Raw genomic sequence first — 24,572 nt, forward strand, 5'->3', positions numbered from 1 at the left:
AGTCCCACGGATAAGCTTCGTTCATGTTGAAGGAGCGTCTGGAGTCCGACTTGCGCGAGGCGATGAAGGCCCGTGACGAGTTGGTGACCTCGACCCTGCGGATGGCGATCACCGCGGTGCGCAACGCCGAGGTCGCCGGCAAGGCCGCCCGCGAGCTGTCCGACGAGGAGATCCTCTCGGTGCTCACCAAGGAGGCGAAGAAGCGGCGTGAGGCCGCCGAGGCGTTCGCCGGCGCCGGGCGGGAGGCCCAGGCGGCGAAGGAGCGCGCCGAGGAGGAGGTGCTCGCCGGTTACCTGCCGGCCCAGCTGTCCGACGAGGAGGTCGCCGGCATCGTCCGCGACGCGCTCGCCGCGGCCGGCCTGAGCGGGATGGCGAGCATGGGGCAGGCGATGAAGGCCGCCCAGGCCGCCGTCGCCGGACGGGCCGAAGGGGGCCGGGTGGCCGCCGAGGTCCGCGCCCAGCTGGCGAAGGGTTGACCCGAGCCGGAGACCACAGCGGCCGCCCCGGATGATCCGGGGCGGCCGCTTTCGTTGTGTGGTGCGGGTCAGCAGACCCAGGGCAGCGGGCAGGCCGTGTCGTCGCGGATGCCGTCGCCGGTGCCCGGGTCATTGCCCAGGTACGGCGGCGCCGGTGCGCCCTGGCCCTTGCTGATGATCAGCGCGACCGGGCCGCCCTTGACCGTGGCACCGCCCGGCTCGGTCCGGGCGACCGTGCCTGCCGGGCAGTCCGAGGCCACCTGGGTGCCGGAGACCGTCACGTTGAACCCGGCCCGGCTGATCTTGCTGCGGGCCTGGTCGACCGGCGCGCACTTGACGGAGGGGATCTCCACCAGCTTGCCCATCGACTTGTCCTTGGTGGGCGCGGTGAACTGGACCACCGGCTTGCCCGCCAGGCCGTCCTTGAGCGTGCCCAGGGTGGCGTAGTTGATCGGCGGGTGCTTCATGTCCTTGTTCGTCTCGGGCCAGTCCGGGTCGGTGAGGAAGCCACCGACGGCGAGCTGCTTGGTCATCGCGACGAACGTGGCGCTCTTCTCCGAGTCGGTCGTGCCGGACTTGCCGGCGAGGGGGCGGCCGACGTACTTGCGGGCGTACTGGGCGGTCGCGCCGGCGCACTTGCCGCTGGCGGACTGGTCGCCGACCGGGCAGCGGGCCATGTCGACGGCCGCGCGCGCGACCTCCTTGTCGACGACCTGCTTGCACTTCGGGTCGAGCCCGTCGACCTTCTTGCCGTTGTTGTCGCGGACCTCGACGATCGGGGTCGGCTCGCAGTACAGGCCGTCGGCGGCGAGGGTGCCGTAGGCGTTGGCCAACTGCAGCGGCGTGGTCGCGCTGACGCCGAGGGTGAAGGCGCCCCAGCCCTTCGGGTTGGCGGCCAGGTCGGCGTCGCCCTTCGCGTTGAACTGGATGCCGAGCCGCTTCGCCACGTCGACGACCTTGTCGGCGCCGACCTGCTGCTCCAGCGGCACGAAGAACGTGTTGATCGAGCTGCCGAAGGCGGTCCACATGTTGTAGGGACCGGACTGGCCGCCGGCGTTCTTCGGGCAGTACCAGGGGCCGTTGCAGGACGCCGGGCTGCCGGGCTCGATCCTGAAGGTCGACTGGAACTGCTTCTCGGTGTTGATCGTCGTCGCGAGGGGCAGGCCCGCCTCCAGCGCCGCCACCGCGGTGAACATCTTGAACGTCGACCCGGCCTGATAACCGGGGATGTCCTTGTCACCGGTGATGATCGGCACCGTGGTGTTCGGCCAGTTGCCCTTCTGCCCCTTCTTGTCGGGGTTGGTGTTCGCCCCGTTCTTACTGTTGTCATTGCTGAACGTGCGGTTGGTGGCGATCGCGGTGACCCGGCCGGTGCCCGGCTCGACCGCGGCCAGCATCACCGCGTTCTGGTTGCCGAGCTTGATCTTCTCGCCCTTGCCGACGTTGGGCTGGTCCTGGGCGTACTTGGCGGCGGCGGTCTGGGTGTTGACGTCGAGCGAGGAGATCACCGTGTAACCGCCGGCGCGGAGCCGGTTGGCGCGCTGGTACTGGTCCTCGCCGAAGATCTTCTGGTCCATCCACCAGCGGCGCAGGTAGTCGCAGTAGAAGCCGGCGCCCAGCTCGACCTTCTGGATCGACTCGCAGCCCTCGGGGGTTCGCTTGCCGATGATGTTCAGCTTCGTCTTGGCTGCCTCGTCGGCCGCCGCCTGGCTGGCGTAGCCCATCGCGACCATCTGGTTCAGCACGTACTTCTGCCGGTCCAGGGCGCGGGGGAGGCCCTCGGCGGTCGCCGGGTCGCTCGTGCCGGGCGCCTTCACCAGGCCGGCGATGAGCGCGGCCTCGGGCAGCGTCAGGTCCTTCGGGTCCTTGTCGAAGTAGACGTGCGACGCGGCGAAGATGCCGTATGCGCCGTGCCCGTACGCGGCGATGTTGAGATACCGCTCCAGGATCTGGTCCTTGTTGAGCTTCTTCTCCAGGTCGATCGCGTACTTCATCTCGCGCAGCTTGCGCGTCGGCGTCTTGTCGGTGGCGTCCACGACGTCCTGCGGCGTCTTCGCCGAGTAGGAGATCGCCTGGCGCACGTATTGCATCGTCAGCGTCGAGGCGCCCTGCTCGGTCTGGCCGCCGGCGTTCTGGTTGGCCACGAACGCGCGGGCCACACCCTTCACGTCGACACCGCGGTGCTCGTAGAAGCGGTTGTCCTCCGCCGCGACGATCGCCTTGCGCATGACGTCCGCGACATCGGTCAGCGGGACGTCGCGCCGGTTCTCGTCGTACATCATCGCCAGCAGCGTCTTGCCGTCGGATGCGTAGACATAACTGATCTGCGGCGACGGAAGCACGTCGATGTCCGTCGGCAGATTCTCGAACGTGTCGGCGCCGGCCTTCGCGGCGAGGCCCGACATGGCCACCGCGGGGAATGCGGCGGCAGCGACCACCAAGCCCGCGAGCAGCCCACACAGCAGGAGCGATGCTGCGTTGGGCAGCAGGCCGTGTTCGCGTTTGCGCATCCAGGTCACTTCCTCAGACTACGGGACGGCGTCATGAGGCCGCGTCCAGATGGTGGCGCCCTCGTTGTCCTAGACGCGTGACACCGGTCGTGAGGTTGACCCGTAGCCGAGTCTGATACACGGATCACGGGGGTGCAGGCATTTTGGGCAAATCACACCCGGTCGTGACGCTGTGGTACCACGCTCCACCCTTTGGTGGATCGCCAAAGTGGCGGTTAACCTGGTGCAACAACGTTGCGTAACTGGACGACTACAGAGCATGATGTTCCGGAAAGCTCCTCTCGGGGTTCCCGTGGCCGGGGACCCTGCCGTCGCGCCGGGTAGCCCGGCGAACTGCATCCAAATGCCATGGGGGACGTGGTTTGGGTGCTATTCGCTGGGGCAAGCACGGCGGATGGACCCGGGGGGAGTCCAAGGGGGGAAGAGGAAATATGAGCATGGTCGTCGACTGGCCCAGCATCGCCGCGTGTCGCAATGGCGACCCGGACGCTCTGTTCGTCCAGGGTGCCGAGCAGAACGTGGCGAAGCGGGTCTGCCGGAGCTGCCCCGTGCGGTACGAATGCCTGGCAGACGCCCTCGACAACCGGATCGAGTTCGGAGTCTGGGGCGGCATGACCGAGCGCGAGCGCCGTGCGTTGCTGCGCCGTCACCCGCAGGTGCCCAGCTGGCGCAAGATGTTCGAAGCCGCCATGGAACGTAATGACAAGGACGCCACCAAGGAACTCGTTCCGACCGGCTGAGGCACCGGCGGCACGAGGACCGAGAACAACCTTAGAAGCTGGTCCCGATCGAGCGCAGCCCGTCGAGGTCATGGACGTCGGCGGGCTGTGCCGGGATCTTCACCACCGGCACACCGGGATGGGCGCGCAGGAACCGGCCGGAGACTGCCGCCTGCCGGTCCCGCTGGTCGGCGAGCTCGGCGTGGACCCGGAGCACCTCCGCGGTCGCCGGATGCCCGCCCAGCTCGTCGAGGCGCTCGGCCGCGGCCCGGGCGTCGTCGGCAGCCAGGCCCGCCGCCGGCACCGCCACGACCCGGTTGAGCACCAGCCCCGCGAGGGGCATCCGGTCGGCGGCGAGCCGGCCGGCGAAGTAGACCGCCTCGCGGACCGCGTCCGGCTCCGGGGCCGCCACGACCAGGAACGCCGTCTCCGGGGCCTGGAGCACCCGGTAGGTCTGCTCGGCCCGCTCCCGGAAGCCGCCGAACATCGAGTCCAGGGCGCCGACGAAACCCGACAGGTCGGTCAGCAGCTGCGCCCCGAGGATCTTCGTGACGGTGCGGCTGAACAGCCCGAACGAGGCCGACACGAGGTTGAACACGCTGCGCCCACCGGCCCGGGCCGGGGCCAGCAGCAGCCGCAGCATCTTGCCGTCGAGGAAGCGCGACAGCCGGGCCGGCGCGTCCAGGAAGTCCAGCGCGGAGCGCGAGGGCGGCGTGTCGACCACGATCAGGTCCCACTCCTCGCGGGCCCGCAGCTGGCCGAGCTTCTCCATCGCCATGTATTCCTGCGTGCCGGAGAACGTCGAGCTCATGGCCTGGTAGAAGGGGTTGGCGAAGATCTCCTCGGCCCGCTTCGGGTCGGTGTGCTCGAGCACGACCTCGTCGAAGGTCCGCTTCATGTCCAGCATCATGGCCTGCAGCTCGGCGGAGTCCGGCTGCAGTCCCTTGACCATCCGGGGCGTGTTGTCCAGCTCGGTCAGGCCCAGTGCCTGCGCCAGCCGGCGGGCCGGGTCGATGGTGAGCACGACCGTGCGCCGGCCGTGCCGCTCGGCGGCGCGCACCGCGAGGGCCGCCGCGGTCGTGGTCTTGCCGACCCCACCGGAGCCGCAGCAGACGACGATGCGGATCGCCGGGTCGGCGAGGATCGCGTCGACGTCAAGCTTGGGAGTCCCCACCTAGCGAGCGTATCCGCTCGGTGCTCACTCAAGCCGAGGTGAGCAACAGATCACCGAGCGACTCCAGTGACTGGGCGGTGACGCCGCCCGGCAGGACCGGCAGCTCCACCACCGGCCGGCCGAGACCCTGCAGGTCGGCCCGCAGGGACGCCTCCGCGGCGACCCGGGTCTGGTATGCCTTCGCCTCGCCGGCCAGGCCCGCGAGGGTCTCCTTGTCGGCGGCGAGCCCCGCCGCGGTCAGGCCGCGGCGCAGGTCCGCCTGGGTCACCTTCGCGCCGGCCAGCACCGGCGGCCGGGTCGCGTTGACGATCACCGTGCCGATCGGGATGCCCAGCCTGGTGAGCTCGTCGATCGCGTCGGCGCTCTCCTGGACCGGCATTTCCTCCAGAAGGGTGACCACGTGCACCGCGGTCATCGGCGAGCGCAGGATCGCCGCCACGCCCTCGCTCTGCGTCTTGATCGGGCCGACCTTCGCCAGGCGGGCGGTCTCGGCCGTGACGTTGAGGAACCGGCCGATCCGTCCGGTCGGCGGCGCGTCGAGCACGACCGCGTCGTAGACCCGGCGGCCGTCGACGGTGCGCGTCACCGCCTCCTTGATCTTGCCGGTGAGCAGCACGTCGCGCAGCCCGGGCGCGACCGTCGTGGCGAAGTCGACCGCACCGACCTTGCGCAGCGCCCGGCCGGCCACGCCGAGCCGGTAGAACATCTCCAGGTATTCCAGCAGCGCCTCTTCGGCGTCGACAGCGAGCGCGCGGACCTCGCCGCCGCCGCTCGCCGTCGCGATCCGCAGCTCCTGGTAGGGCAGCGGGTCGCGGTCGAACAGCTGCGCGATGCCCTGGCGGGCCTCGACCTCGATGAGCAGCGTGCGCCGGCCGTCGCGGGCCAGCGCCAGCGCGAGGGCCCCGGCGACCGTGGTCTTGCCGGTGCCGCCCTTGCCCGTGACCACATGAAGACGGGCGGGCCAGCCGTAGCCGGTCCGCCCGTCCTGAGACTCGCGCGTTGTCACCCCTCGACGCTACAGGGCGTCGTCCATGACTACGCGGCAGTGATCTCGCACACCCACCAGCCGTTGTCCTTCGTCGCGAGGAACTTGTACTTCGTCTCCGCGACCTTCTCGTCACTCGTGGCGACCTTGATCTGCACGAGGAACGTCGAGGAGGAGGTGTCCTTCTTCTCCTCCGCCGGCGTCGGCCAGGTGTAGGTCGGGCTGCTCAGGCCGGAGTCGTACTTCTTGATCTCCTCGACCCGGGCCGCCAGCTTGTCCTTGTTCCGCGAGCTGGCGCACACGTACTTGAGCGCCTCGGTGGTGTTCTTGTCCTTGTAGACGGCCTTGAGGAAGCCGTTGACCGCCTCGAGCGCGGTGGGCTGCCCCTTGCCCTGGTTGTTCTGTGTGACGAACCACGCCGCGGCGCCGCCACCGCCGCACAGCACCAGCACCACCGCGAGGACGATCAGCGTGATCATCAGGCCGCGCTTCTTCGGCGGCTGCGGCTGCTGGTAGCCGGGCTGGTAGCCGGCCGCATACGGGTCGGCCGGGAACCCGGTGGTCGGCTGACCCGGGAAACCACTCGTCGGCTGACCCGGGAACCCGCTGGTCGGCTGGCCCGGGAAGCCGCTGGTCGGCTGGCCGGGGAACCCGCTGGTCGGCTGCTGCTGCAGCGGCCCGGTCGGGAACTGCCCGGTCGGCTGCGGCCCGGTCGGGAACGCACCGGTCGGCGGGTACTGCTGCGGGTAGCCCTGCTGCGGGTACTGGTTGGGGTCGGGCTGCCCGTACTGCGGCTGCTGCCCGTACTGCGTCGGGTCGGGCTGCGGCTGCTGCTGGGGATATCCGGCCTGCTGCGGGAACGGCGGCTGGACCGGCACCTCATACGGCTGGCCGGACGTCGGCGGGGCCGAGGTGGGCGGCGCGAACGGGTCCTGCACCGCCGGCGCGGGCGGCCAGCCCTGCCCCGGAGGCGCCTGCGGTGGCTGTCCCGGCGCGGCGTAAGGGTCACCTGGCTGGCCCTGGTACTCGGGCTGCCCAGGGTACTGGGGCGGTTGTGTCATGTCTCCACCTCGTGTGCGACGGCCGGGTCCGCCGGCGGTCCGGCGTCCGGGACCCGTGCGGCGCGGCCCTCAGGGTAGCCGCAGCACGCATGCATTGGGGGACCCGATCGGGCCGGTGTGCACCGGGCGACCGATAGTCTCGCGTCATGCAGAAATGGGAGTACCTGACCGCACCGCTGCTGGTCCACAACACGAAGCTGATCCTGGACAACTTCGGCGACGACGGCTGGGAGCTGGTGGCGATCGTGCCCGGCCTCAACCCGGAGAACCTCGTCGCCTACTTCAAGCGGCCGAAGGCGGGCTGACATGGGTAGTGAGGTGTTCGCCCGGCTGGAGGAGCTCGGGCTGACGATCCCTCCGGTCGTGCCGCCGGTGGCCGCCTACGTGCCGGCCCTGCGGACCGGTAACCACGTGTATGTCTCCGGCCAGCTGCCGATGATCGACGGCAAGCTGCCCGCCGCGGGCCTGGTCGGCGCGGACGTCACCGCGGAGCAGGCCAAGGACCTCGCCCGGCAGGCCGGGCTCAACGCCCTCGGCGCCGTGCACGCCCTGGTCGGCCTGGACAAGGTCGTGCAGGTGGTCAAGATCGTCGGATTCGTCGCGTCGGCGCCGGGCTTCACCGGCCAGCCGGGCGTCGTCAACGGTGCCAGCGAGCTCTTCGGTGAGGTCTTCGGCGAGGCCGGCAAGCACGCCCGCAGCGCCGTCGGCGTCTCCGTCCTGCCGCTGAACACCCCGGTCGAGGTCGAGGCGATCTTCGAGGTCGCCTGAGACGGTGCGATTGCCCGACCGGTGCGGATGAAGCGGGTTCCGGCGCACCCCCCTGGCCGGTCGGGTGACGTGTCGAGCGAAGCGGCCCGCCGTACGATCTCTTCGTGGTAAGCCACGTCACCGCCCCGACCGCCGAGGTCCTCACGTCGTTGCCCGACTGGGTGACGTTGGTCCGCGCGCCCAACCCGGGCCCGATGACGCTCGACGGCACCAACACCTGGCTCCTGCGGGCGCCGGGTGGCGGCTGTGTCGTCGTCGACCCGGGCCCGCTGGACGAAGGCCACCTGCGGGCGGTCGCCGGGCACGCACCGATCGCGGCGATCATCCTCACGCACGGCCACGAGGACCACACCGAAGGTGTGCCCCGGCTCGCCGAGCTCACGGGCGCGCCGGTGCACCTGCCACCCGTACACACGACGCTCGACGTGGACGGGGTGCTGATCGAACCGGTCATCACGCCCGGTCACACCGCCGACTCCGTGTGTTTCGCCGCCCGGCACGGCGACCAGCGGCTGATCCTGACCGGCGACACCATCCTCGGTCGCGGCACCACGATCGTCGCCTGGCCCGACGGCGACCTCGGCGACTACCTGCACAGCCTGGACCGGCTCGCCGGCTTCGAGGGCGTGCCCGCCCTGCCCGGTCACGGCCCGGCGCTCACGGACACCGCCGTGGCCGCCCGCTTCTACCACCAGCACCGCCTGGCGCGCCTGCGGCAGGTCCGGGAGGCCCTGGCCGCGGGCGCCGAAGCGCCCGCCGAGGTGGTCGCCCGGGTCTACGCCGACGTCGACCGGAGCCTGTGGGCCGCCGCCGAGTGGTCGGTGCGCGCGCAACTTGCCTACCTGAGGCGGGAATCACAACCACCCCACCCAGGGTTGGACGCAACGTGACGTGTTCGGTGTGTGGGACCGTGGCCGTTCCCGGTGCGCGGTTCTGCCACCATTGCGGCTCGGCGCTGCCGGCTGCCGCCACCCTCCCGGCCGCCGAGCGGCGGATCGTGACGGTGCTCTTCGGCGACCTGTCCGACTTCACCGCCTGGTCGGAGGACCTCGACCCCGAGCGGGTCGGTGCCGTCACCGACCGGGTGCTCGCCGCGCTCGCCGGCGCGGTCAAGACCTTCGGCGGTCACGTCGACAAGCTCACCGGCGACGGCATCATGGCCGTCTTCGGCGCCCCGGTCGCGCACGAGGACGACGCCGAGCGGGCCGTCCGCGCGGCGCTGTCCATGCAGCGGGCGGTGCGCCGGGTGCTCGACGACGAGCGCGGCGGCGGCGCCCCCCTCGGGCTGCGCATCGGGCTCAACACCGGCACGGTCGTCGCGGGCGTCCAGGCCGGCATCGAATACACGGTCATCGGCGACACCGTGAACACCGCCGCCCGCCTCGCCGACGCCGCCGCGATCGGCGCCGTCTACGCGGGTGACCGCACCTCCGCCACGACCCGGCGACTCGCCTCCTGGCGCGCGCTGCGGCCGCTGCGGCTCAAGGGCAAGCGGGAGCCGGTCGAGGCGTTCGAGCTGCTCGGCCTCCTGGACGCCCCCGGCACCCGCTCCGGCCTCGGCGACGAGGCCCCGTTCGTCGGCCGCGAGGCGGAGCTGGCCCGGGTCTCCGGCCGGCTCGCCGAGATCGCCGACCGGCAGGAGACCCGGGTCCTGGTCTTCACCGGCGAGGCCGGGCTGGGCAAGTCCCGGCTGGCCGGCGAGATCGAGCGCTTCGCCGCCGGTTACCTCGGCAGCGCCGGCTACACGCCCAGCGCCGGGTTCGCCTCCGGCGGTGGGGCCCGGGTGCTCTCGGTGCACTGCGCCGCGTTCGGCGAACGCCGCCGGCTGGCCCCCCTCGCCGACCTGGTCCGGGCCGCGATCGGCCTGCCACCGGACGCCACCAACCTCACCCGTGAGGCGGTCGAGGAGCGGCTGCGCCGCCTGGCCCAGCGGCTGGCCCGCGCCGCCCGGGGTCGGCCCGAGCCGCCCCGTTTCGCCACCGACCTGCTGCTGAGCCTGATCGGCTACTCCGGCTCGTTCGCCGAGGCGTCCTGGGTCGCGCCCGGTGCCAAGGCCGACGAGCTCGACCTGCACGCCGTGCCCAACGCGGTCGCGGAGCTGCTGTCCGGCATGGCCGCCGAGACGCCCCTGGTCGTCATCGTCGACGACCTGCACGACGCCACCGCCGAGACCGTCGACGCGCTCGGCGCCGCCATCGAGCGGATCACCGGCCCGGTCCTCATCGTGCTGCTCGGCCGGCCCGAGCTGGTCCGCTCCGCGGGTGTCCTCACCCGCGTCCCCGACGCCGAGCTGGTGCCGATCCCGCCGCTGCGCGGCGCCGACGCGGCCCGGCTGCTCACCGCGTATCTCGGCGGCGGGCGGCTCGCCGCGCCCGACGAGGACCGGCTCCTGGCCACCGCCCAGGGCAACCCGTTCTATCTCGCCGAGCTGGTCACGCTGCTGCAGGAGCGCGGCGCGCTGAGCACCGTGCCCGGCAGCGACCCGACCGGCTGGCGGCTCACCCCGGGGTCCCTCGGCGGGCGGCTGCTGTCCCGCGACCTCGCCGCCGTCCTCGCCGCCCGCATCGACGCGCTGCCCGCCGACACCAGGGCCGTGCTGCGCGACGCGGCCGTCATCGGCGACACCGTGCCCGGCCGGGCCCTGGAGGCGCTGCGGTTCAACCCGCCCGGGCAGCCAGCCCGGCCCGCCGTCGTCGCCGCGGTCGAGCTCGAGCGCGCCGTCGAGGAGCTGCTCCAGCGGCGCATGCTGCGGCGCGCCAGGGGCGGGTTCGCGTTCGCCACGCCGCTGCTGCGCGAGGCCGCCTATGCCGGCATCGGCAAGGCCGACCTCGCCGAACGGCACGCGGCGCTGTCCCGCTGGGCGGCCGCGGCGATGGCCGCCCACCAGAGCGCCGGCAACGTGGCCGGCACCGTCACCGGCCTCAACATGACCGCCGGTGCCGCCGACGCGTTCATCGCCGAGCACGCCGAACGGGCCTCGCGGCTCGCCGACGTCGTCGGGCTGCGCCCCGACTCCCTGGCCCGCTCCGCCGCGCCGCTCGGCGTGCAGGCGCTCGGCCGGGCCGCCCGCGAGGCCCTCGCGACCGGCGAGCCCGCCCAGGCCGCGCAGGCCGCCGAACGGGCCGCGGTGCTCGGCGGCGGTGTCGTGCCGCCCGGCGACCGGCTCGTCCACGCGCGGGCGCTGCTACAGCTCGGCCGGGTGCCGGAGGCCCTCGCCAACGCCGAGAAGGTGACGGCCAACACCCCCGACGACCCGGCGGTGCGGGTCGGCGCGCTCCTCGTCGCCGGCCGCGCCTATCGCGCCACCGGTGACCAGCGCCGCAGCTACCAGACGCTGAACGACGCCCTCGACGCCGCGACCGAGGCCCGCCTCACCTACGAGCGCGGCGACGCCATGCGCCGGCTCGGCATGGCCGACTTCCTCGAAGGGCGCCTCGCCGAGGCCGGCGGGCGCTTCGCCGAGTCCTTCCAGATCGCGGTCAGCGCCGGCGACCGGCGCGCGCAGGCGTGGTCGTTGCAGCACCTGGCCTGGGTCACCACGACCCGCGGCGACTTCGCCGGCGCCGACGCGGCCCTCGGCCGGGCCGCCCGCCGCTTCGCCGAGCTCGGCGACCCCGTCGGCCGGGCCTGGCTGCGCGGCACCACCGCCTTCGTGCGCCTGCTCGCCGGGCGGCTCGGCGAGGCCCGGCGCCTCGCCAAGGCGTTCCTGCCGTTCGGCGAGCGGGTCGGCGACGCGTGGGCGGTCGGCACGCTGCGCGCGGTCGAGGCCTTCGCGGCCGCGGAGAGCGGCGACCTGGCCGACGCGGACCGGGAGGCGCGCCGGGCCTACCGGGACTTCGCCGCCGCCGGTGACGACTGGGGCCGCGGGCTGGCGCTGGTGGTCCGCGGGGTGGTCGCGCGGGAGCTGGCCGAGCCCGCACACGCCTACGACCTGCTCACCGACGCCACCGAGTACGGCGAGAAGACCGGCCACCCGCTGCTGATCGGCATGTCCCGGACCATGCGCGGGTTCGTCAGCCTGGACCGCGGTGACGCCGTGGCGGCCGAGGACGACGCCCGTGCGGTGCTCCAGGTCGTGGAGACCCACGACGTCCTGGAGGCGGCGAAGGTCGCGCCGCGGGTCCTGTTCGGCCTGGCCCGCCAGGCGCAAGGGGACCTGGCGGCGGCCCTGGAGGTGCTCGGCTGCGTGGCCGCGGAGCGGCCCGGCCCGTCGGTGATGTTCTCCCGCCGGCACGCGGTCGCCTCCTACGCCGGCGCGCTGCTCGCCGCCGGGCGGCAGGTCGAGGCGCTCGACTGGGCCCGGCAGGCGCAGACCCTCGCCGGGGAGGACGTCCGCAGCCGGATCTACGCGGCGCGGATCCTCGCCGAGGCCCTCGAGGCCAACGGCCAGTGCGACGAGGCCGCGGTCGTCACCGCGGCACTGACGACGGCGGGCGTTGTGGCCGATGCGTGACGGCGAATATCCGGTCGCTGTCGTACCGTTCTAGCCGTGACCGCAGCCGCCCCCTTGCCGACGGTGCCCGGGATGACCGGGTTGTCCGTCTTTGCGCGCGGTGGGTACGCGACCGTCTACCGGGCGACCCAGGAATCGGTCGGCCGTGAGGTCGCGGTCAAGGTGGAGAACCGCACCCTGGAGACCGACCGGGACCGCCGCCGGTTCCTGCGCGAGGCCCGCGCCGCCGGACGGATGTCCAGCCACCCGCACGTGGTCGACCTGTTCGACGCCGGCGTGACCGAGCTCGGCCACCCGTACCTGATCATGGAACTCTGCGACGGGTCCTACGCGGAGCGCATGAAGGACACGCCGCTCACCGCGGCCGAGGCCCGCGACGTCGGCTTCAAGATCGCCGACGCGCTCGCCGACGCCCACGCGCTCGGGGTGCTGCACCGCGACGTCAAACCGGCCAACATCCTGTTCAGCCGGTTCGGTGAGCCGGCCCTCGCCGACTTCGGCCTGGCCATCCTCGCCGAATGGCGGGACGAGTCCATGACGCTCGACACGCTCACCCCGGCCTACGCGCCGCCCGAGACGTTCCGGCAGTCACCGCCGGCGGCCGCCGCGGACGTGTACGCGTTGTGCGCCACGCTGTATGCGCTCATGCGGGGCCGCCCGCCGCGCTGGCGGGACGACCAGGCGCCGAGCCTGCTGTCGCTGGTCGACATGTTCAACGAGCAGGTCCCCGACCTGCCCGGCTGCCCCGAGAACCTGATGGCGGTCCTGCGGGCCGGCATGGCCAACGAGGAGGCCGACCGGCCGAGCGCGATCGAGCTGCGCGACCTGCTGATCGGCCTGCGGCTGGAGCCGGTGCCCCAGGTGGTCGTGCCGCCGCTCGGCTCGCCGCCGGTCGAACCGGTGTACACCTCGAAAGCGCCGCCGCCTCCGCCCCCGCCGGACCGTATTCTCGGCTCGCCGTTCATGGCCGGCGAGGAGCAGGACGCCGAACAGACCGTCCAGCACGCGGTGGAGGCGCCGTGGCTGGGTGGTGGCCCGCCGCCGGTCGGTCCGCCCGCGGACGGCGTGATCCTCGACACGCCGCAGCGCCCGCCGGGCGCCCGCAAGTTCCTGCTCATCGTCGCCGCCGTGGCACTGCTCGTCGTCGCGCTCGTGGGCGCCGGCATCGCGTACAACCTCAACGCCGGAGCCGGCCCCGATCCGACCAGGAGCCCGTCGGCCCCGCCGACCTCCGCGCAGAGCCAGGCCGCCGGTGCGGTCGCGTGCCCGCCGGCCGTGACGAAGCTGGCCCGCTGCTCGCCGACGGTGGAGTGCTTCGACGCGGACAAGCGGGCGGTCCCGTGCGCCGGTGCGCACACCTGGGAGGAGTTCGCCTACGGCGACCTGGCCAAGGGCAGCCAGGTGAAGACCGCCAGGGACAGCCCGGTCGACGAGGTGTGCAGTCTCAAGACGCTGCTGTTGGTGGACCTGCGGGCGGCGAACCTGAAGGTCGACGTCCTCCTGCCGACACCGGCCGATCAACAGGCCGGTCCCACGGTCTTCCGCTGCCTGGCCGGCAACCCGCCGAGCACGTTCACCGGCCAGCAGCTGCGCGTCAGTAGGACTTCTCCTGCCCCATCAGGTGCTGGGCGACGAAGTTGAGGATCATCTCGCGCGAGACCGGCGCGATGCGGCCGGCCCGGGTGGCGCCGAGCAGCGTCGCCACGCCGTACTCGGTGGTCATGCCGTTGCCGCCGTGCGCCTGGATGGCGGTGTCCACGGCGAGCGCCGACGCCTCCGCCGACGCGTACTTCGCCATGTTCGCGTTGACGCCGGCCTCCAGGTCCCGGCCGGCGTCGTAGAGCGCCGCCGCCTTCGCCACCATCAGCCGGGCCAGCTCCACCTGGATGTGCGCGTGCGCCATGGGGTGCGCGACGCCCTGGTGGCTGCCGATCGGCCGGCCCCACACGGAGCGGGTCGCGGTGTAGGTCGAGGCCCGTTCCAGGGCATACCGGGCGGTCCCGCACGCCATCGCGGCGACCGTGATCCGCTCCGGGTTCAGGCCGGAGAACAGCGCCGGCAGGCCCGCCTCCGGATCCTCGCCGATCAGGTCGGCGGCCGGGACGCGCACCTCGTCGAAGAACAGCAGGAACTGGTTCTCCGGCGACACGATCTCCATGTCCAGTTTGGACAGTGTCAGCCCGGGCGCGTCGGTGGGGACCATGAACAGCGCCGGCTTCAGCTTGCCGGTGCGCTCGTCGGCCATCCGGGCCACCACGACGACCTGCGAGCACTCGTCGACGCCGGAGATGTACACCTTGCGCCCGGTGATGACGTAGTCGTCGCCGTCCCGGCGGGCCACTGTGGACAGTTTGTGGAAGTTGGAGCCGGCGTCGGGCTCGGTGATGGCGAAGCAGACCTTCCGCGTGCCGTCGGCGAAGCCGGGCAGCCAGCGGGCCCGCTGCGCCGCCGTGCCGTGCCGGCTGACGATCGTCGCCGCGATCGCGGGCGACACGACGAGCAGCAGCAGCGGCGCGCCGGCCGCGGCCAGCTCCTCGCAGACGATCGCGAGCTCGGTGATGCCGCCACCGCCGCCGCCGAACTCCTCGGGCACGCTGACGCCGAGGTAGCCGAGCCTGGCCGCCTCGTCCCACAGCTCGTCGGAGTGCTCGCCGGCCTTGGCCTTGCGCACGAAGTACTCGTGCCCGTAGCGCTTGCCGAGCTTCGCCACCGCGTCGCGGAGGTCCTGTTGTTCCGATGTGTAGTCGAAGTCCATGAGGGGTGGGCTCCAATCTGAGGCTACGCGGGGGTCAGCACCGCCAGCAGGGCTCCCGACTCGACCTGCGAGCCGGCCGTGACCCGCAGGTCGCTGATGACCCCGTCGGTGGGTGCGTGGACGGGGTGTTCGAGCTTCATGGCCTCCACGGTCAGCAGCAGCTCGCCGGCGGCGACCCGCTGACCGGGCACGACGAGGACCCGCCCGACCGCGCCGGGCAGCGGCGCGATCAGGGAACCCTCCGGCTGCTCGGCGACCGGCAGCGGGTAGCGGGGCAGCTCGGTCAGGGTCACCGAGCCCTCGGAGCTGTCCACGAAGGACACCGGGCCGACCTCGTGCACGGCGAACTGCAGCCGGACCCCGGCGACGTCGAGCACGACCTGGTCGCCGGTCGCGGACAGGATCTGCGCCGGCGGGTGGTCGGGCGAGCCGGCCGGGTCGAGCGCGGCGCCCGGCAGGCCGATGTCCTCGGGGTCGATGCGGCGCACCGCCCAGGCCGCCAGGTCGTTGGAGCGGTCCAGCCGGTAGCCGACCTCGATCGTGCCGGTCGGGCCCTCGTACACCACCGTCTGCAGCGCGCTGGGCACGTTGCGCCAGCCGGAGGGCAGCCCCGGCAGGGTCGCCGACTTGGCCCGGCGGGCGGCGCCGGACAGCGCGGCGGCCAGGCACGACAGGCGCACCGCGTCCACGGAGGACAGCAGCGGCGCGAACACCTCGGGGTGCCGGTCCAGGAAGCCGGTGTCGGTCCCGCCGGACAGGAACGCCGAGTGCCGCAGCACCCGCACCAGGAGATCCCGGTTGGTGGTGACGCCGTGGAAGCGGGCGCGGGCGAGCGCGTTGGACAGCATCCGGGCCGCCTCGGCGCGGGTCGGCGCCCAGGCGATGAGCTTCGCGAGCATCGGGTCGTAGTGCACGCCGACCACGGAGCCGTCCGCGACCCCGGAGTCCAGGCGCAGGCCCGGCCCGGGCAGCGGGCCGAACGCGTGCGTGACGCCCGGCACGTCGAAACGGTGCAGCGTGCCCGTCGAGGGCATCCAGGCGTAGGCGGGGTCCTCGGCGTACAGGCGGACCTCGATCGCGTGCCCGCGCAGCGGCGGCGGGCCGTTGAACGGCAGCGGGCCGCCCTCCGCGACGACCAGCTGGAGCCGCACCAGGTCGACGCCGATCACGCACTCCGTCACCGGGTGCTCGACCTGCAGCCGGGTGTTCATCTCCAGGAAGAAGAACTCGCCGGACGGCGCGAGGAGGAACTCGACCGTGCCGGCGCCCACATAGGACACCGCGCGGGCCGCCGCGATCGCCGCCTGGCAGAGCCGGTCCCGCAGCGAAGGGTCGACCGCCGGCGACGGCGTCTCCTCGACGATCTTCTGGTGCCGCCGCTGGATCGAGCACTCCCGCTCACCGAGCGTCACGACGTTGCCGTGCGAGTCGGCCATGATCTGGACCTCGATGTGGCGGGCCCGCTCGACGTACCGCTCGCAGAACACCGTCCCGTCACCGAACGCGGAGGCGGCCTCGCGCCGCGCCGCCGCGACCGCCTCGGCGAGGGACTCCCGGTCCCGCACGATGCGCATGCCCCGGCCGCCACCGCCGGCGGAGGCCTTCACCAGCACCGGGAACGTGTCGACCTGCTCGGGCTCCACCGCGGTCGGCAGCATCGGCACGCCGACGTCCGCGAGCAGCGCCTTCGCCTCCAGCTTCGAGCCCATCATCGCGATCGCCTTCGGCGACGGCCCGACCCAGGTGAGCCCGGCGTCGATGACCGCCCGCGCGAAGTCGGCGTTCTCCGACAGGAACCCGTAACCGGGGTGCACGGCGTCGGCGCCGCACTTGCGGGCGGCCGCGATGAGCAGGTCGCCGCGCAGGTAGGTGGCGGTCGGCGCGTTGCCCGGCAGGTGCACCGCGTAGTCGGCCTCGGCGACGTGCGGCGCGTCGGCGTCGGAGTCGGAGTAGACGGCGACCGTCTCGACGCCCATCGCCCGGCAGGTGGCGAACACCCGCCTGGCGATCTCGCCCCGGTTGGCGACCAGGAGCCTTCTGATCACGATGTCTCCTAGAGTCGGAAAACGCCGAAGTTGGCGTCGTTCTCGCCGGCACGGACCAGCGCCAGGCACATGCCGAGCACGGTGCGGGTGTCGCGGGGGTCGATCACACCGTCGTCGTAGAGGCGGCCGGACAGGAACAGCGCCGCCGACTCCTGCTCGACCTTGTGCTCGACCATGAACCGCATGGTGCGGTCCTGCTCCTCGTCGTAGGCGTGCCCCTTGGCCTCCGCGGCCTGCCGGGCGACGATCGACAGCACCCCGGCCAGCTGCTGCGGTCCCATCACCGCCGACTTGGCGTTCGGCCAGGTGAACAGGAAGCGGGGCTCGAAGGCGCGGCCGCACATGCCGTAGTTGCCGGCGCCGTAGGACGCGCCGATGTTGACCGTCAGGTGCGGCACCTTGGAGTTCGCGACCGCGTTGATCATCAGGGCGCCGTGCTTGATGATGCCGCCCTGCTCGTATTCGCTGCCCACCATGTAGCCGGTGGTGTTCTGCAGGAACAGCAGGGGGGTGCCGGCGGCGTTGGCGAGCTGGATGAACTGGGCCGCCTTCTGCGCCTCCGCGGAGAACAGCACGCCGCGGGTGTTGGCGAGCACCCCGATGCGGTGTCCGTGGATGGCGCCCCAGCCGGTGCACAGCGCCTGGCCGTAGGCGGGCTTGAACTCGTCGAACTCGCTGCTGTCCAGGACCCTCGCCAGGATCTCGCGGGGGTCGAACGGCACGCGAAGGTCGGCGCTGGGAATGCCGAGGAGGTCGTCGGCCTCGTATTTAGGCTCGGGTCCGTAGGTTTTTGCCAGGTTGTATCCGAAATTTCGGACGCAGCTCCGCGCGAGCCTCAGCGCGTCGCGCTCGTCCTCGGCGACGTAGTCGGCCAGGCCCGAGCGCGTGGCGTGCATCGCCGCGCCGCCGAGGGTCTCGTCGTCCACCGTCTCGCCGGTCGCCATCTTGACCAGCGGCGGACCGGCGAGGAACACCTTGGCCCGGTCCCGCACGAAGATCGTGTAGTCCGACATGCCGGGCACGTACGCACCGCCGGCGGTCGCGTTGCCGAACACCACCGCGACCGTCGGGATGCGCGCCGCCGACAGCCGGGTCAGGTCGCGGAACGCCGCCCCGCCGGGGATGAAGATCTCCGCCTGCTGCGGCAGGTCCGCGCCGCCCGACTCGACCAGGTTGATCATCGGCAGCCGGTTCTCCCGGGCGATCTGACCGGCCCGCTGGGTCTTCTTCAGCGAGAACGGGTTGACCGCGCCGCCGCGGACCGTCGGGTCGTTGGCCACGATCACGCACGGCGTGCCCTCGACGATGCCGATGCCGGTGACGACGCTCGCACCGATCGGGTAGTCGGTGCCCCACGCGGCGACCGGGCAGATCTCCAGGAACGGCGAGTCGCGGTCGACCAGCAGCTCGATCCGCTCCCGGGGCAGCAGCTTGCCGCGGGCGTGGTGGCGGGTCACGTACTTCTCGCCCCCGCCGCCGCGCGCCTGTCGCAGCGCCGAGTCCAGCTCGGTCAGCCGCTCCAGCATCGCCTCCCGGTTGTCCAGGTAGGCGGGCCCACGCGGGTCGAGGGCACTGTTCAGGATCGGCATGCCTCTAGACCCCCAACTGCTTCGCGATGATCTCGTTCATGATCTCCGTGGTCCCGCCGCCGATGCCCATGATCCGAGCGTCCCGGTAGTGACGCTCGACCTCGGCGTCGCGCAGATACCCGAGGCCACCGTGCAGCTGCACGGCCTGGTCGACGACGTGGTCGCAGGCCGCGACCGCCGTGTTCTTCGCCATCGCCACCTCCGTAACGAGTAGCTCGCCGCTTGCGACACGTCTCGCGGCGTGTCGCACGTAGGTCCGGGCGACGTCGACCTGCCGGGCCATCTCGGCGAGCCGGTGCCTGACCAGCTGCCGGCTCGCGAGGGGCCGGCCGAACGTGTGCCGGTCGCGGACCCAGGCGAGGGTCAGGTCGAGGCAGCGCTGCGCGGTGGCGTAGCACTGCACGGCGAGGGAGAGCCGCTCGGCGGCGAAGTGCGCCAGCAGCGTGTGGATGCCGCCCACCTCGTGGCCGCGGGGCACCCGCACGTCCACAAAGGACAGCTCCGCGGTGTCGGAGCAGTGCCAGCCCATCTTCTCCAGGGTCCTGGTGACGGTGAACCCCTGGATCACCAGCAGTTTGAGGCCGTCCCCGGTGCGCACCGCGGTGGTCGCGAAGTCGGCCCGGGCGCCGCTGGTGATGAAGAGCTTCGTGCCGTTGACGATGTACTGGTCGCCGTCGGCCCTCGCGGTGGTGCGGATCCCGGCGACATCGGATCCGCCGTCCGGCTCGGTGACGGCCAGGCAGCCGATCAGCTCGCCGCGCAGCGTCGGCCGCACGAACCGGTCGATCAGGTCCCGGTCGCCGCCGGCGACGATGTGCGGCAGCGCGATGCCGTGCGTGAACAGCGCCGCGATCAGGCCCGACGAACCACCCGACTGGATGATCTCCTCGGTGACCACGATCGAGTCGATCAGGTCGCCGCCCTCGCCGCCGACCTCCTCCGGGAAGCCGATGCCGAGCAGCCCGACCTCGGCGGCCCTGCGGTGCAGGTCTCTGGGCACCTCGCCGGCCCGCTCCCAGTCGCCGAGGTGCGGCACGATCTCCCGGCGGGTGAAATTCCGCACCAGGTCCCGCAGTTCGGGCTTCGCGAAGGCGTCGATCATGGCAACAACTCGTCGGGGATGTCGATGACTCTCGATCGCAGCCATTCGCCGAGTGCCTTGCCCTGCGGGTCGAAACGGGTGCTGGCCGCGACTCCGTCGCCGAGGATGCCCCGGATCAGGAAGTTCAGCGCGCGGAGGTTCGGCAGCTCGTGGCGCTCCACGGTTTGGACTTCCGGCAGCAGGTCCTTCAGGAGGTCCTCGGTGAGGGTGGCCCTGAGCCAGGCGTAGGCCTCGTCGGTGCGGGCCCAGACGCCGATGTTCGCGTCGCCGCCCTTGTCACCGGACCGGGCGCCGAACAGCGTCCCCAGCGGCACTCTCATCGGACCTCCACCGTCGTGCCGTCCGGCAGGACCGCTACCTGTTGGATGGCGCTGCGTGGCACCAACTCCGCTTGAAAAATCCCGAAGGGCGTCGCGTCGCCGGGCGGCCCGGTCAGGGTGAGGCCGGGATAAGACGACAGGGCCAGCTCGACCGCCGCCTGCGAGAACGCCCGGCCGGCCTGTTTCTGATCCACGCTTTTGATGTGTACGGCCAGCAGAGCGCTCGCCCGTTGCTCGTCGTCGGCGTCCGGATGGTCGGTCCTGGCGAGGGTGAACTCCAGCTCGTGGTGCAGTCTTCGGCGCAGCTGGCGCTCGACGAGGGCGGCCTTCTCCTCGATCTGCAGTCCACACAGGACGAAGGTCATGCTGTTGCGGAAGCCGGCGAACGTCGGGGTGCCGACCTTCAGCGTGTCCGGCGGCGGGCTGCCCTTGACGCCCCGCACCTCGACCCGGTCCTGGTCCGATTGGGTGAGCCGGATCGTGTCGAAGTGCGTGGTGACGTCCGGGCCGAGGTAGGCCGGTGCGCCGATCTCGTAGAGCAACTGGGCGGTGACCGTGTCGATCGTGACCGCGCCGCCGGTGCCGGGGTGCTTGGTGATGACCGACGAGCCGTCCTCGTGCAGCTCGGCGATCGGGAAGCCGGGGTGGTCCAGGTTGGGCAGCTCGGTGAAGAACGCGTAGTTGCCGCCGGTGGCCTGGGCGCCGCACTCCAGGATGTGCCCGGCCACGGTGGCGCCGGCGAGCGCGTCGTAGTCCCCGGGCTGCCAGCCGAAGTGGGCGATGCCGGGGCCGACCACCAGCGAGGCGTCGGTGACCCGGCCGGTGACCACGACGTCCGCGCCGCCCCGGAGGCACTCGGCGATGCCGGCGGCGCCGGTGTAGGCGTTCGGGTCGCTGGCCGAGACGTGGCCGACCCGGACGCTGAGCCCCAGCCGCTTCGCGAGGGCCTCGATCGCCCTTCTGAGGCCGGCCGGGTTGAGCCCGCCCGCGTTGGTGACGAGTTTCGTGCCCTGGTCGAGGGCCGTGCCGAGGGTGTGCTCGAGCTGGCGCAGGAACGTCTTCGCGTAGCCCGTGTCCGGGTCCTTCATCCGGTCCCTGGCCAGGATCAGCATGGTCAGCTCGGCGAGGTAGTCGCCGGTGAGCACGTCGAGCGGGCCGGCCTCGAGCATCTCCTGCCAGGCGGTCGCGCGGTCGCCGTAGAACCCCGAGGCGTTGCCGATGCGGATCACTGTGCTTGCGCTTTCGTCGGCTCCCGCTTTCCCCCGGGCGGGCCGGCGAACGCCTGGGCGAGGGTGGTCCACCGCCGGGCCGCTTCGCCGGTGGCCTGCAGCGCGAGGTCTGCCGGGTGCCTGCGCTGGGTGACCAGCAGGCAGAAGTCCTCGACCGGGCCGACGATCCGGTTCGGCGCGTCCTGCGGGCCGAACGTCCACACCTCGCCATCCACAGTGGACAGCTCGACCCGGAACGGTGTTTCTGGCGGGCTCTGCCCATGGCTGAGGAAGCTGTGCCCGATCGTGCGGAAGCCGAGGTTGGCCACGTGTCGCAGCCGGTCGGTGGGACGGCGGTGCTCCTGAGCGTCATCGCGGTCCGGGAACGTCTCGGCCACGTCCTGGCCGTGCGCCCACGTCTCCATCATCCGGCCCGTCGCGCTGGACAGCGGCGACATCGCGGTGCCGAACCACGGCAGCTTCTCGTCCTTCGGTTTGGCGCTCAGCGCCTCCGCGAGGGCGACCCGGCCGTCCCGCCAGCGGCGCAACAGCTCGTCCGGCGGGGCGATGGTGTCCGCCGCCGCGCGGTCCACCATCGTGGAGGGATCCTCGATCGCGCTCATCTGCCGGATGAACTCCGCCGGGTCTGTCGCGGCGAGGGTCGCCACCGTGTCGGTCCAGTGCAGGTGGGCGATCTGGTGCGCGACCGTCCAGCCTTTCGCGGGCGTCGGCCGGCTCCAGTCCCTGTCGTCGAGGGCCCGCACCAGACGGTCCAGCGACTCGGACTCCGCGTTCAGGTCGTCCAGGACCTCGTGCAACGTCACCATGTCAGGTCCCCAGAATCGTCGTGAGCTGCAGCTTCCACGCCGCGAGCAGCAGGCCGCGGCGGTGGCTGTCGTCGGTGAGGAGGTTGGCCACGCCGAGGCCGCGCAGCAGGTCCAGGGTGGCCTGGACCGCCTCACGGACGCCCGGCCGGCGCTCGTCGGCGCTGAGCACCTCGACCGTCAGGCGGTGCATCTCCCGGCCGACCCTCGCCTCCAGGGGCACGAGCGCGTCGCGCAGCTCCGGATCGGTGCGGGCGGCGACCCACACCTCGAGGGCGGCGACGAACAGCGGCCCGGTGAACGCCGCCGCGAGGATGTCGAGCACCCGGTCGAGGCGCTCGTCGCGGTCCCCGGTCAGCGCGGCGGCCTCCTTGCGGATCTCCTCGGCGCGCCGCTCGGCGAGGTGCGTGACGGCGGCGAGCACCAGGGCGGCGCGCGTGGGGTAGTGGTGCAGCTGGGCGCCGCGGGAGACGCCGGCGCGCTCGGCGATGACCGTGGTGGTCGCGCCCGACCAGCCGTGCAGCACCAGGCAGTCGACGGTCGCCTCCAGCAGGCGCTGCTGGGTGGCGCGGCTGCGCTCCTGCTGTGGGGCTCTCACCCTTCCGAGGGTGCTGCCCGCGAAACAAACAGTCAAGCCTGACTTTTTTGGTGGCAGACAAAAAGGCACGCGGCGGGCGTGCCCTTTTGGGGTGTCTGCGCTGTTCGGCTTTCGGGCCTGCGCTTTTTTCGGTTGTCAGACGCGGGCGCGGCGGGCCAGGCGCTCCGGGTCCATGATGATGACGCTCTTGCCGTCCAGGCGGAGCCAGCCGCGGGAGGCGAAGTCCGCGAGGGCCTTGTTGACCGTTTCGCGGGAGGCGCCGACGAGCTGCGCCATCTCCTCCTGGGTCAGGTCGTGGTTGACCCGCAGGACACCGCCGTCACGGGTGCCGAAGCGGCCCGCCATCTGCAGCAGCGTCTTGGCCACCCGGCCGGGCACGTCGGTGAAGATCAGGTCGGCGAGGGCGTCGTTCGTGCGCCGCAGCCTCCTCGCGAGGACCCGCAGCAGCTGCTCGGCGATCTCCGGCCGGTTGGTCAGCCACGGCCGCAGCGCCTGCTTGCGCAGCCGCGCCAGCCGCGTGTCGAGCACCGCCGTGGCGGTCGCGGTCCGCGGCCCCGGGTCGAACAGGGACAGCTCGCCGACCATGTCACTCGGGCCCATCACGGCGATCAGGTTCTGCCGGCCATCGGCGGCCCGGCGACCAACCTTGATCTTGCCGGACAGCACGATGTACAGACTGTCGCCCGGCTCGCCCTCACTGAACACGATCTCGCCCTTGCGGACGTCGATCGTCTCCATCTCCTTGGCGAGGGATTCGGCAGCCTCGGGCTCGACACCCTGGAAAATGCCGCTGCGCGCCAGTACCTCGTCCATCGCGTCCACCTCGAATCCGTCGGCGTGTCACTCGCCATGAGCAATCACGCGAACGTCAGTTTATGCACACGGGGTCGTGTCCCGGGCGTCGGGCAGGATGCTCACGATACATGCCGACCTGCGGCGCGGTGCCTGTCCACGGTACCCGTAACGCATTGGAGCCGGACCATCACGAGGTCGCGCGGGTGCGATATGTTCGCCGCGGGGCGACTCGACCCCACAGCTGAAAGACCGGTTGGGTGGGAAGCGCATGACGGTGTACGGCGGACCGCCGAGCGACCCGTCCCGTTGGCCGGACGATCGCGATCAGCCTCCACGCGATCAACCGCCCGGACCGGGCCAGGGTTACGGGCCCGAGGGCGCTGACCCCCGTGGTGCTGATCCTCGTGGTGCTGATCCTCGTGGTCTTGATCGGCGCGGGGACAGGACGCCGGACCCGCGGACCGGGGCCTGGGGCGACGAGCGCGGCCAGGAGCCCGGCACGGCCGCCTGGGGCGCCGATCCCGGTGCCGCCGCCTGGGGCGGGGACGGGCGGGGTGCCGAACCCGCGACGGCCGCCTGGACCGGTGAGGACCGTCGTGACGACGCCGGGCCGCCCGCCTGGAGCGGCGACACCCGGCCCGGCGATCCGCGCGGCGCCGAACTGCGCGGTGGCGACTTCCGCGCGGGCCCGCCCTCCGGCGACATCCACGGCGGCCAGCAGGCCGACCGCGGCGGATGGGCACCCGCCGACACCCGTGGCGCTCAGCCGCCCGGTCCGACCTTCGGTGGCACCGCTCCGGTTCGCGGGAGCGCCTCGCCGACCGGCTCGATGTTCGACCCGGCCCCGCCGGCGCGCGGCGGTGCGGCACCCGGCTATGACGGCGGGCCACCGGCGCGGGGCTCGGCCGCACCGCCGGCCTCGTTCGACGCCGGCCACCAGGCCCGGGGGAGCGCCTCGCCGACCGGCTCGCTGTTCGACACCGGCGGGCCGGGTGCCGGCCCGGTCCGTGGTAGCGCCAGGCCCGCCGGCGGCACCTATGGCGCCGCGGCCGGACCGGGCCCCAATGCCGAGCCGACCGGCTCCGTCCGCGACAGCGGGCCGCCGGCGACCGGCACCTTCCGGGACGCGGGTGCTCCGCCCACCGGCACGTTCCGCGACGCTCAGCCGCCCGCGACGGGCACGTTCCGCG

Annotated in this window: 18 protein-coding genes and 2 pseudogenes; 8 read left to right on the forward strand and 12 right to left on the reverse strand. The window is 72.5% G+C overall.

Going from position 1 to position 24,572, the window contains the following annotated elements; genetic code table 11:
- Nucleotides 1–23 precede the first annotated feature (23 nt).
- The gene (locus tag Dsi01nite_RS25125) at nucleotides 24–476 is read left to right on the forward strand and encodes a GatB/YqeY domain-containing protein (RefSeq protein WP_203848709.1); all 453 of its coding nucleotides are present in this window, start codon (nucleotides 24–26) and stop codon (nucleotides 474–476) included.
- Between the two features lie 68 nt (nucleotides 477–544).
- Here Dsi01nite_RS25125 and Dsi01nite_RS25130 read toward each other — a convergent pair whose 3' ends face one another.
- Nucleotides 545–2,986, reverse strand: a complete 2,442-nt coding sequence (locus tag Dsi01nite_RS25130) for a transglycosylase domain-containing protein (protein ID WP_203848710.1) — start codon at nucleotides 2,984–2,986, stop codon at nucleotides 545–547.
- Between the two features lie 431 nt (nucleotides 2,987–3,417).
- Between Dsi01nite_RS25130 and Dsi01nite_RS25135 the strand changes: the two genes are divergently transcribed.
- Complete coding sequence (locus tag Dsi01nite_RS25135) at nucleotides 3,418–3,726, forward strand: WhiB family transcriptional regulator (protein ID WP_203848711.1); 309 nt, start codon at nucleotides 3,418–3,420, stop codon at nucleotides 3,724–3,726.
- A gap of 31 nt (nucleotides 3,727–3,757) precedes the next feature.
- On the opposite strand, the gene bagB is transcribed toward Dsi01nite_RS25135, so the two are convergent.
- From bagB to Dsi01nite_RS25150, 3 genes are read right to left on the reverse strand one after another with little or no spacing between them, the layout of a single operon-like run.
- Nucleotides 3,758–4,879, reverse strand: coding sequence for an ArsA family ATPase (gene bagB, locus Dsi01nite_RS25140; RefSeq protein WP_203848712.1), 1,122 nt, complete (start codon nucleotides 4,877–4,879; stop codon nucleotides 3,758–3,760).
- A gap of 28 nt (nucleotides 4,880–4,907) precedes the next feature.
- Nucleotides 4,908–5,885: an ATPase BagA gene (gene bagA, locus Dsi01nite_RS25145; protein ID WP_203848713.1), complete on the reverse strand. Its 978-nt coding sequence runs from the start codon at nucleotides 5,883–5,885 to the stop codon at nucleotides 4,908–4,910.
- 29 nt (nucleotides 5,886–5,914) lie between these two features.
- Nucleotides 5,915–6,925: an Rv0361 family membrane protein gene (locus Dsi01nite_RS25150; RefSeq protein ID WP_203848714.1), complete on the reverse strand. Its 1,011-nt coding sequence runs from the start codon at nucleotides 6,923–6,925 to the stop codon at nucleotides 5,915–5,917.
- 146 nt (nucleotides 6,926–7,071) lie between these two features.
- Here Dsi01nite_RS25150 and sp36 point away from each other — a divergent pair, with 146 nt between their 5' ends.
- The 5 genes from sp36 (at nucleotide 7,072) to Dsi01nite_RS25175 (ending at nucleotide 13,787) form a co-directional block, all read left to right on the forward strand.
- Nucleotides 7,072–7,230 carry a Sp36 family protein gene (gene sp36, locus Dsi01nite_RS25155; RefSeq protein WP_203848715.1) on the forward strand — a complete coding sequence of 53 codons (159 nt, stop codon included), beginning with the start codon at nucleotides 7,072–7,074 and terminating at the stop codon, nucleotides 7,228–7,230.
- Between the two features lies 1 nt (nucleotide 7,231).
- Nucleotides 7,232–7,693, forward strand: coding sequence for a RidA family protein (locus Dsi01nite_RS25160; RefSeq protein WP_203848716.1), 462 nt, complete (start codon nucleotides 7,232–7,234; stop codon nucleotides 7,691–7,693).
- A gap of 104 nt (nucleotides 7,694–7,797) precedes the next feature.
- Complete coding sequence (locus Dsi01nite_RS25165) at nucleotides 7,798–8,583, forward strand: MBL fold metallo-hydrolase (RefSeq protein ID WP_239136152.1); 786 nt, start codon at nucleotides 7,798–7,800, stop codon at nucleotides 8,581–8,583.
- Entirely contained in the window at nucleotides 8,580–12,146 is a 3,567-nt protein-coding gene (locus Dsi01nite_RS25170; RefSeq protein ID WP_203848717.1) for an adenylate/guanylate cyclase domain-containing protein, read from the forward strand. The genes Dsi01nite_RS25165 and Dsi01nite_RS25170 overlap by 4 nt, the downstream gene beginning before the upstream one ends.
- A 36-nt stretch (nucleotides 12,147–12,182) precedes the next feature.
- Nucleotides 12,183–13,787 (forward strand): serine/threonine-protein kinase, encoded by a 1,605-nt coding sequence (locus Dsi01nite_RS25175; protein ID WP_308442097.1) that lies wholly within the window; start codon nucleotides 12,183–12,185, stop codon nucleotides 13,785–13,787.
- Here the strand turns inward: Dsi01nite_RS25175 and Dsi01nite_RS25180 are convergent.
- From Dsi01nite_RS25180 to Dsi01nite_RS25215, 8 genes and pseudogenes are all read right to left on the reverse strand, one after another.
- Complete coding sequence (locus Dsi01nite_RS25180; RefSeq protein ID WP_203848718.1) at nucleotides 13,741–14,901, reverse strand: acyl-CoA dehydrogenase family protein; 1,161 nt, start codon at nucleotides 14,899–14,901, stop codon at nucleotides 13,741–13,743. The two genes, Dsi01nite_RS25175 and Dsi01nite_RS25180, sit on opposite strands and share 47 nt — an antisense overlap.
- Before the next feature lie 23 nt (nucleotides 14,902–14,924).
- Entirely contained in the window at nucleotides 14,925–16,946 is a 2,022-nt protein-coding gene (locus tag Dsi01nite_RS25185) for an ATP-binding protein (RefSeq protein ID WP_203848719.1), read from the reverse strand.
- An 8-nt stretch (nucleotides 16,947–16,954) separates the two neighbouring features.
- Nucleotides 16,955–18,535 carry an acyl-CoA carboxylase subunit beta gene (locus tag Dsi01nite_RS25190; protein ID WP_203848720.1) on the reverse strand — a complete coding sequence of 527 codons (1,581 nt, stop codon included), beginning with the start codon at nucleotides 18,533–18,535 and terminating at the stop codon, nucleotides 16,955–16,957.
- A 4-nt stretch (nucleotides 18,536–18,539) separates the two neighbouring features.
- Nucleotides 18,540–19,637 carry an acyl-CoA dehydrogenase family protein gene (locus Dsi01nite_RS25195; protein WP_203848721.1) on the reverse strand — a complete coding sequence of 366 codons (1,098 nt, stop codon included), beginning with the start codon at nucleotides 19,635–19,637 and terminating at the stop codon, nucleotides 18,540–18,542.
- Nucleotides 19,634–21,186: pseudogene (locus Dsi01nite_RS25200) on the reverse strand (acyclic terpene utilization AtuA family protein). The gene Dsi01nite_RS25195 and the pseudogene Dsi01nite_RS25200 overlap by 4 nt, the downstream one beginning before the upstream one ends.
- Complete coding sequence (locus tag Dsi01nite_RS25205; protein WP_203848722.1) at nucleotides 21,183–21,992, reverse strand: TIGR03084 family metal-binding protein; 810 nt, start codon at nucleotides 21,990–21,992, stop codon at nucleotides 21,183–21,185. Before Dsi01nite_RS25205 ends, Dsi01nite_RS25200 begins: the two are co-directional and overlap by 4 nt.
- A 1-nt stretch (nucleotide 21,993) precedes the next feature.
- Complete coding sequence (locus tag Dsi01nite_RS25210; RefSeq protein WP_203848723.1) at nucleotides 21,994–22,587, reverse strand: TetR/AcrR family transcriptional regulator; 594 nt, start codon at nucleotides 22,585–22,587, stop codon at nucleotides 21,994–21,996.
- A 135-nt stretch (nucleotides 22,588–22,722) separates the two neighbouring features.
- Nucleotides 22,723–23,400, reverse strand: a complete 678-nt coding sequence (locus tag Dsi01nite_RS25215; RefSeq protein ID WP_033363643.1) for a Crp/Fnr family transcriptional regulator — start codon at nucleotides 23,398–23,400, stop codon at nucleotides 22,723–22,725.
- Between the two features lie 250 nt (nucleotides 23,401–23,650).
- On the opposite strand from Dsi01nite_RS25215, the pseudogene Dsi01nite_RS25220 reads away from it, so the two are divergent.
- A pseudogene (locus Dsi01nite_RS25220) lies at nucleotides 23,651–24,572 on the forward strand (hypothetical protein); the annotation flags it as partial.

The sequence above is a fragment of the Dactylosporangium siamense genome, from assembly GCF_016862795.1.
Lineage (GTDB): Bacteria > Actinomycetota > Actinomycetes > Mycobacteriales > Micromonosporaceae > Dactylosporangium > Dactylosporangium siamense.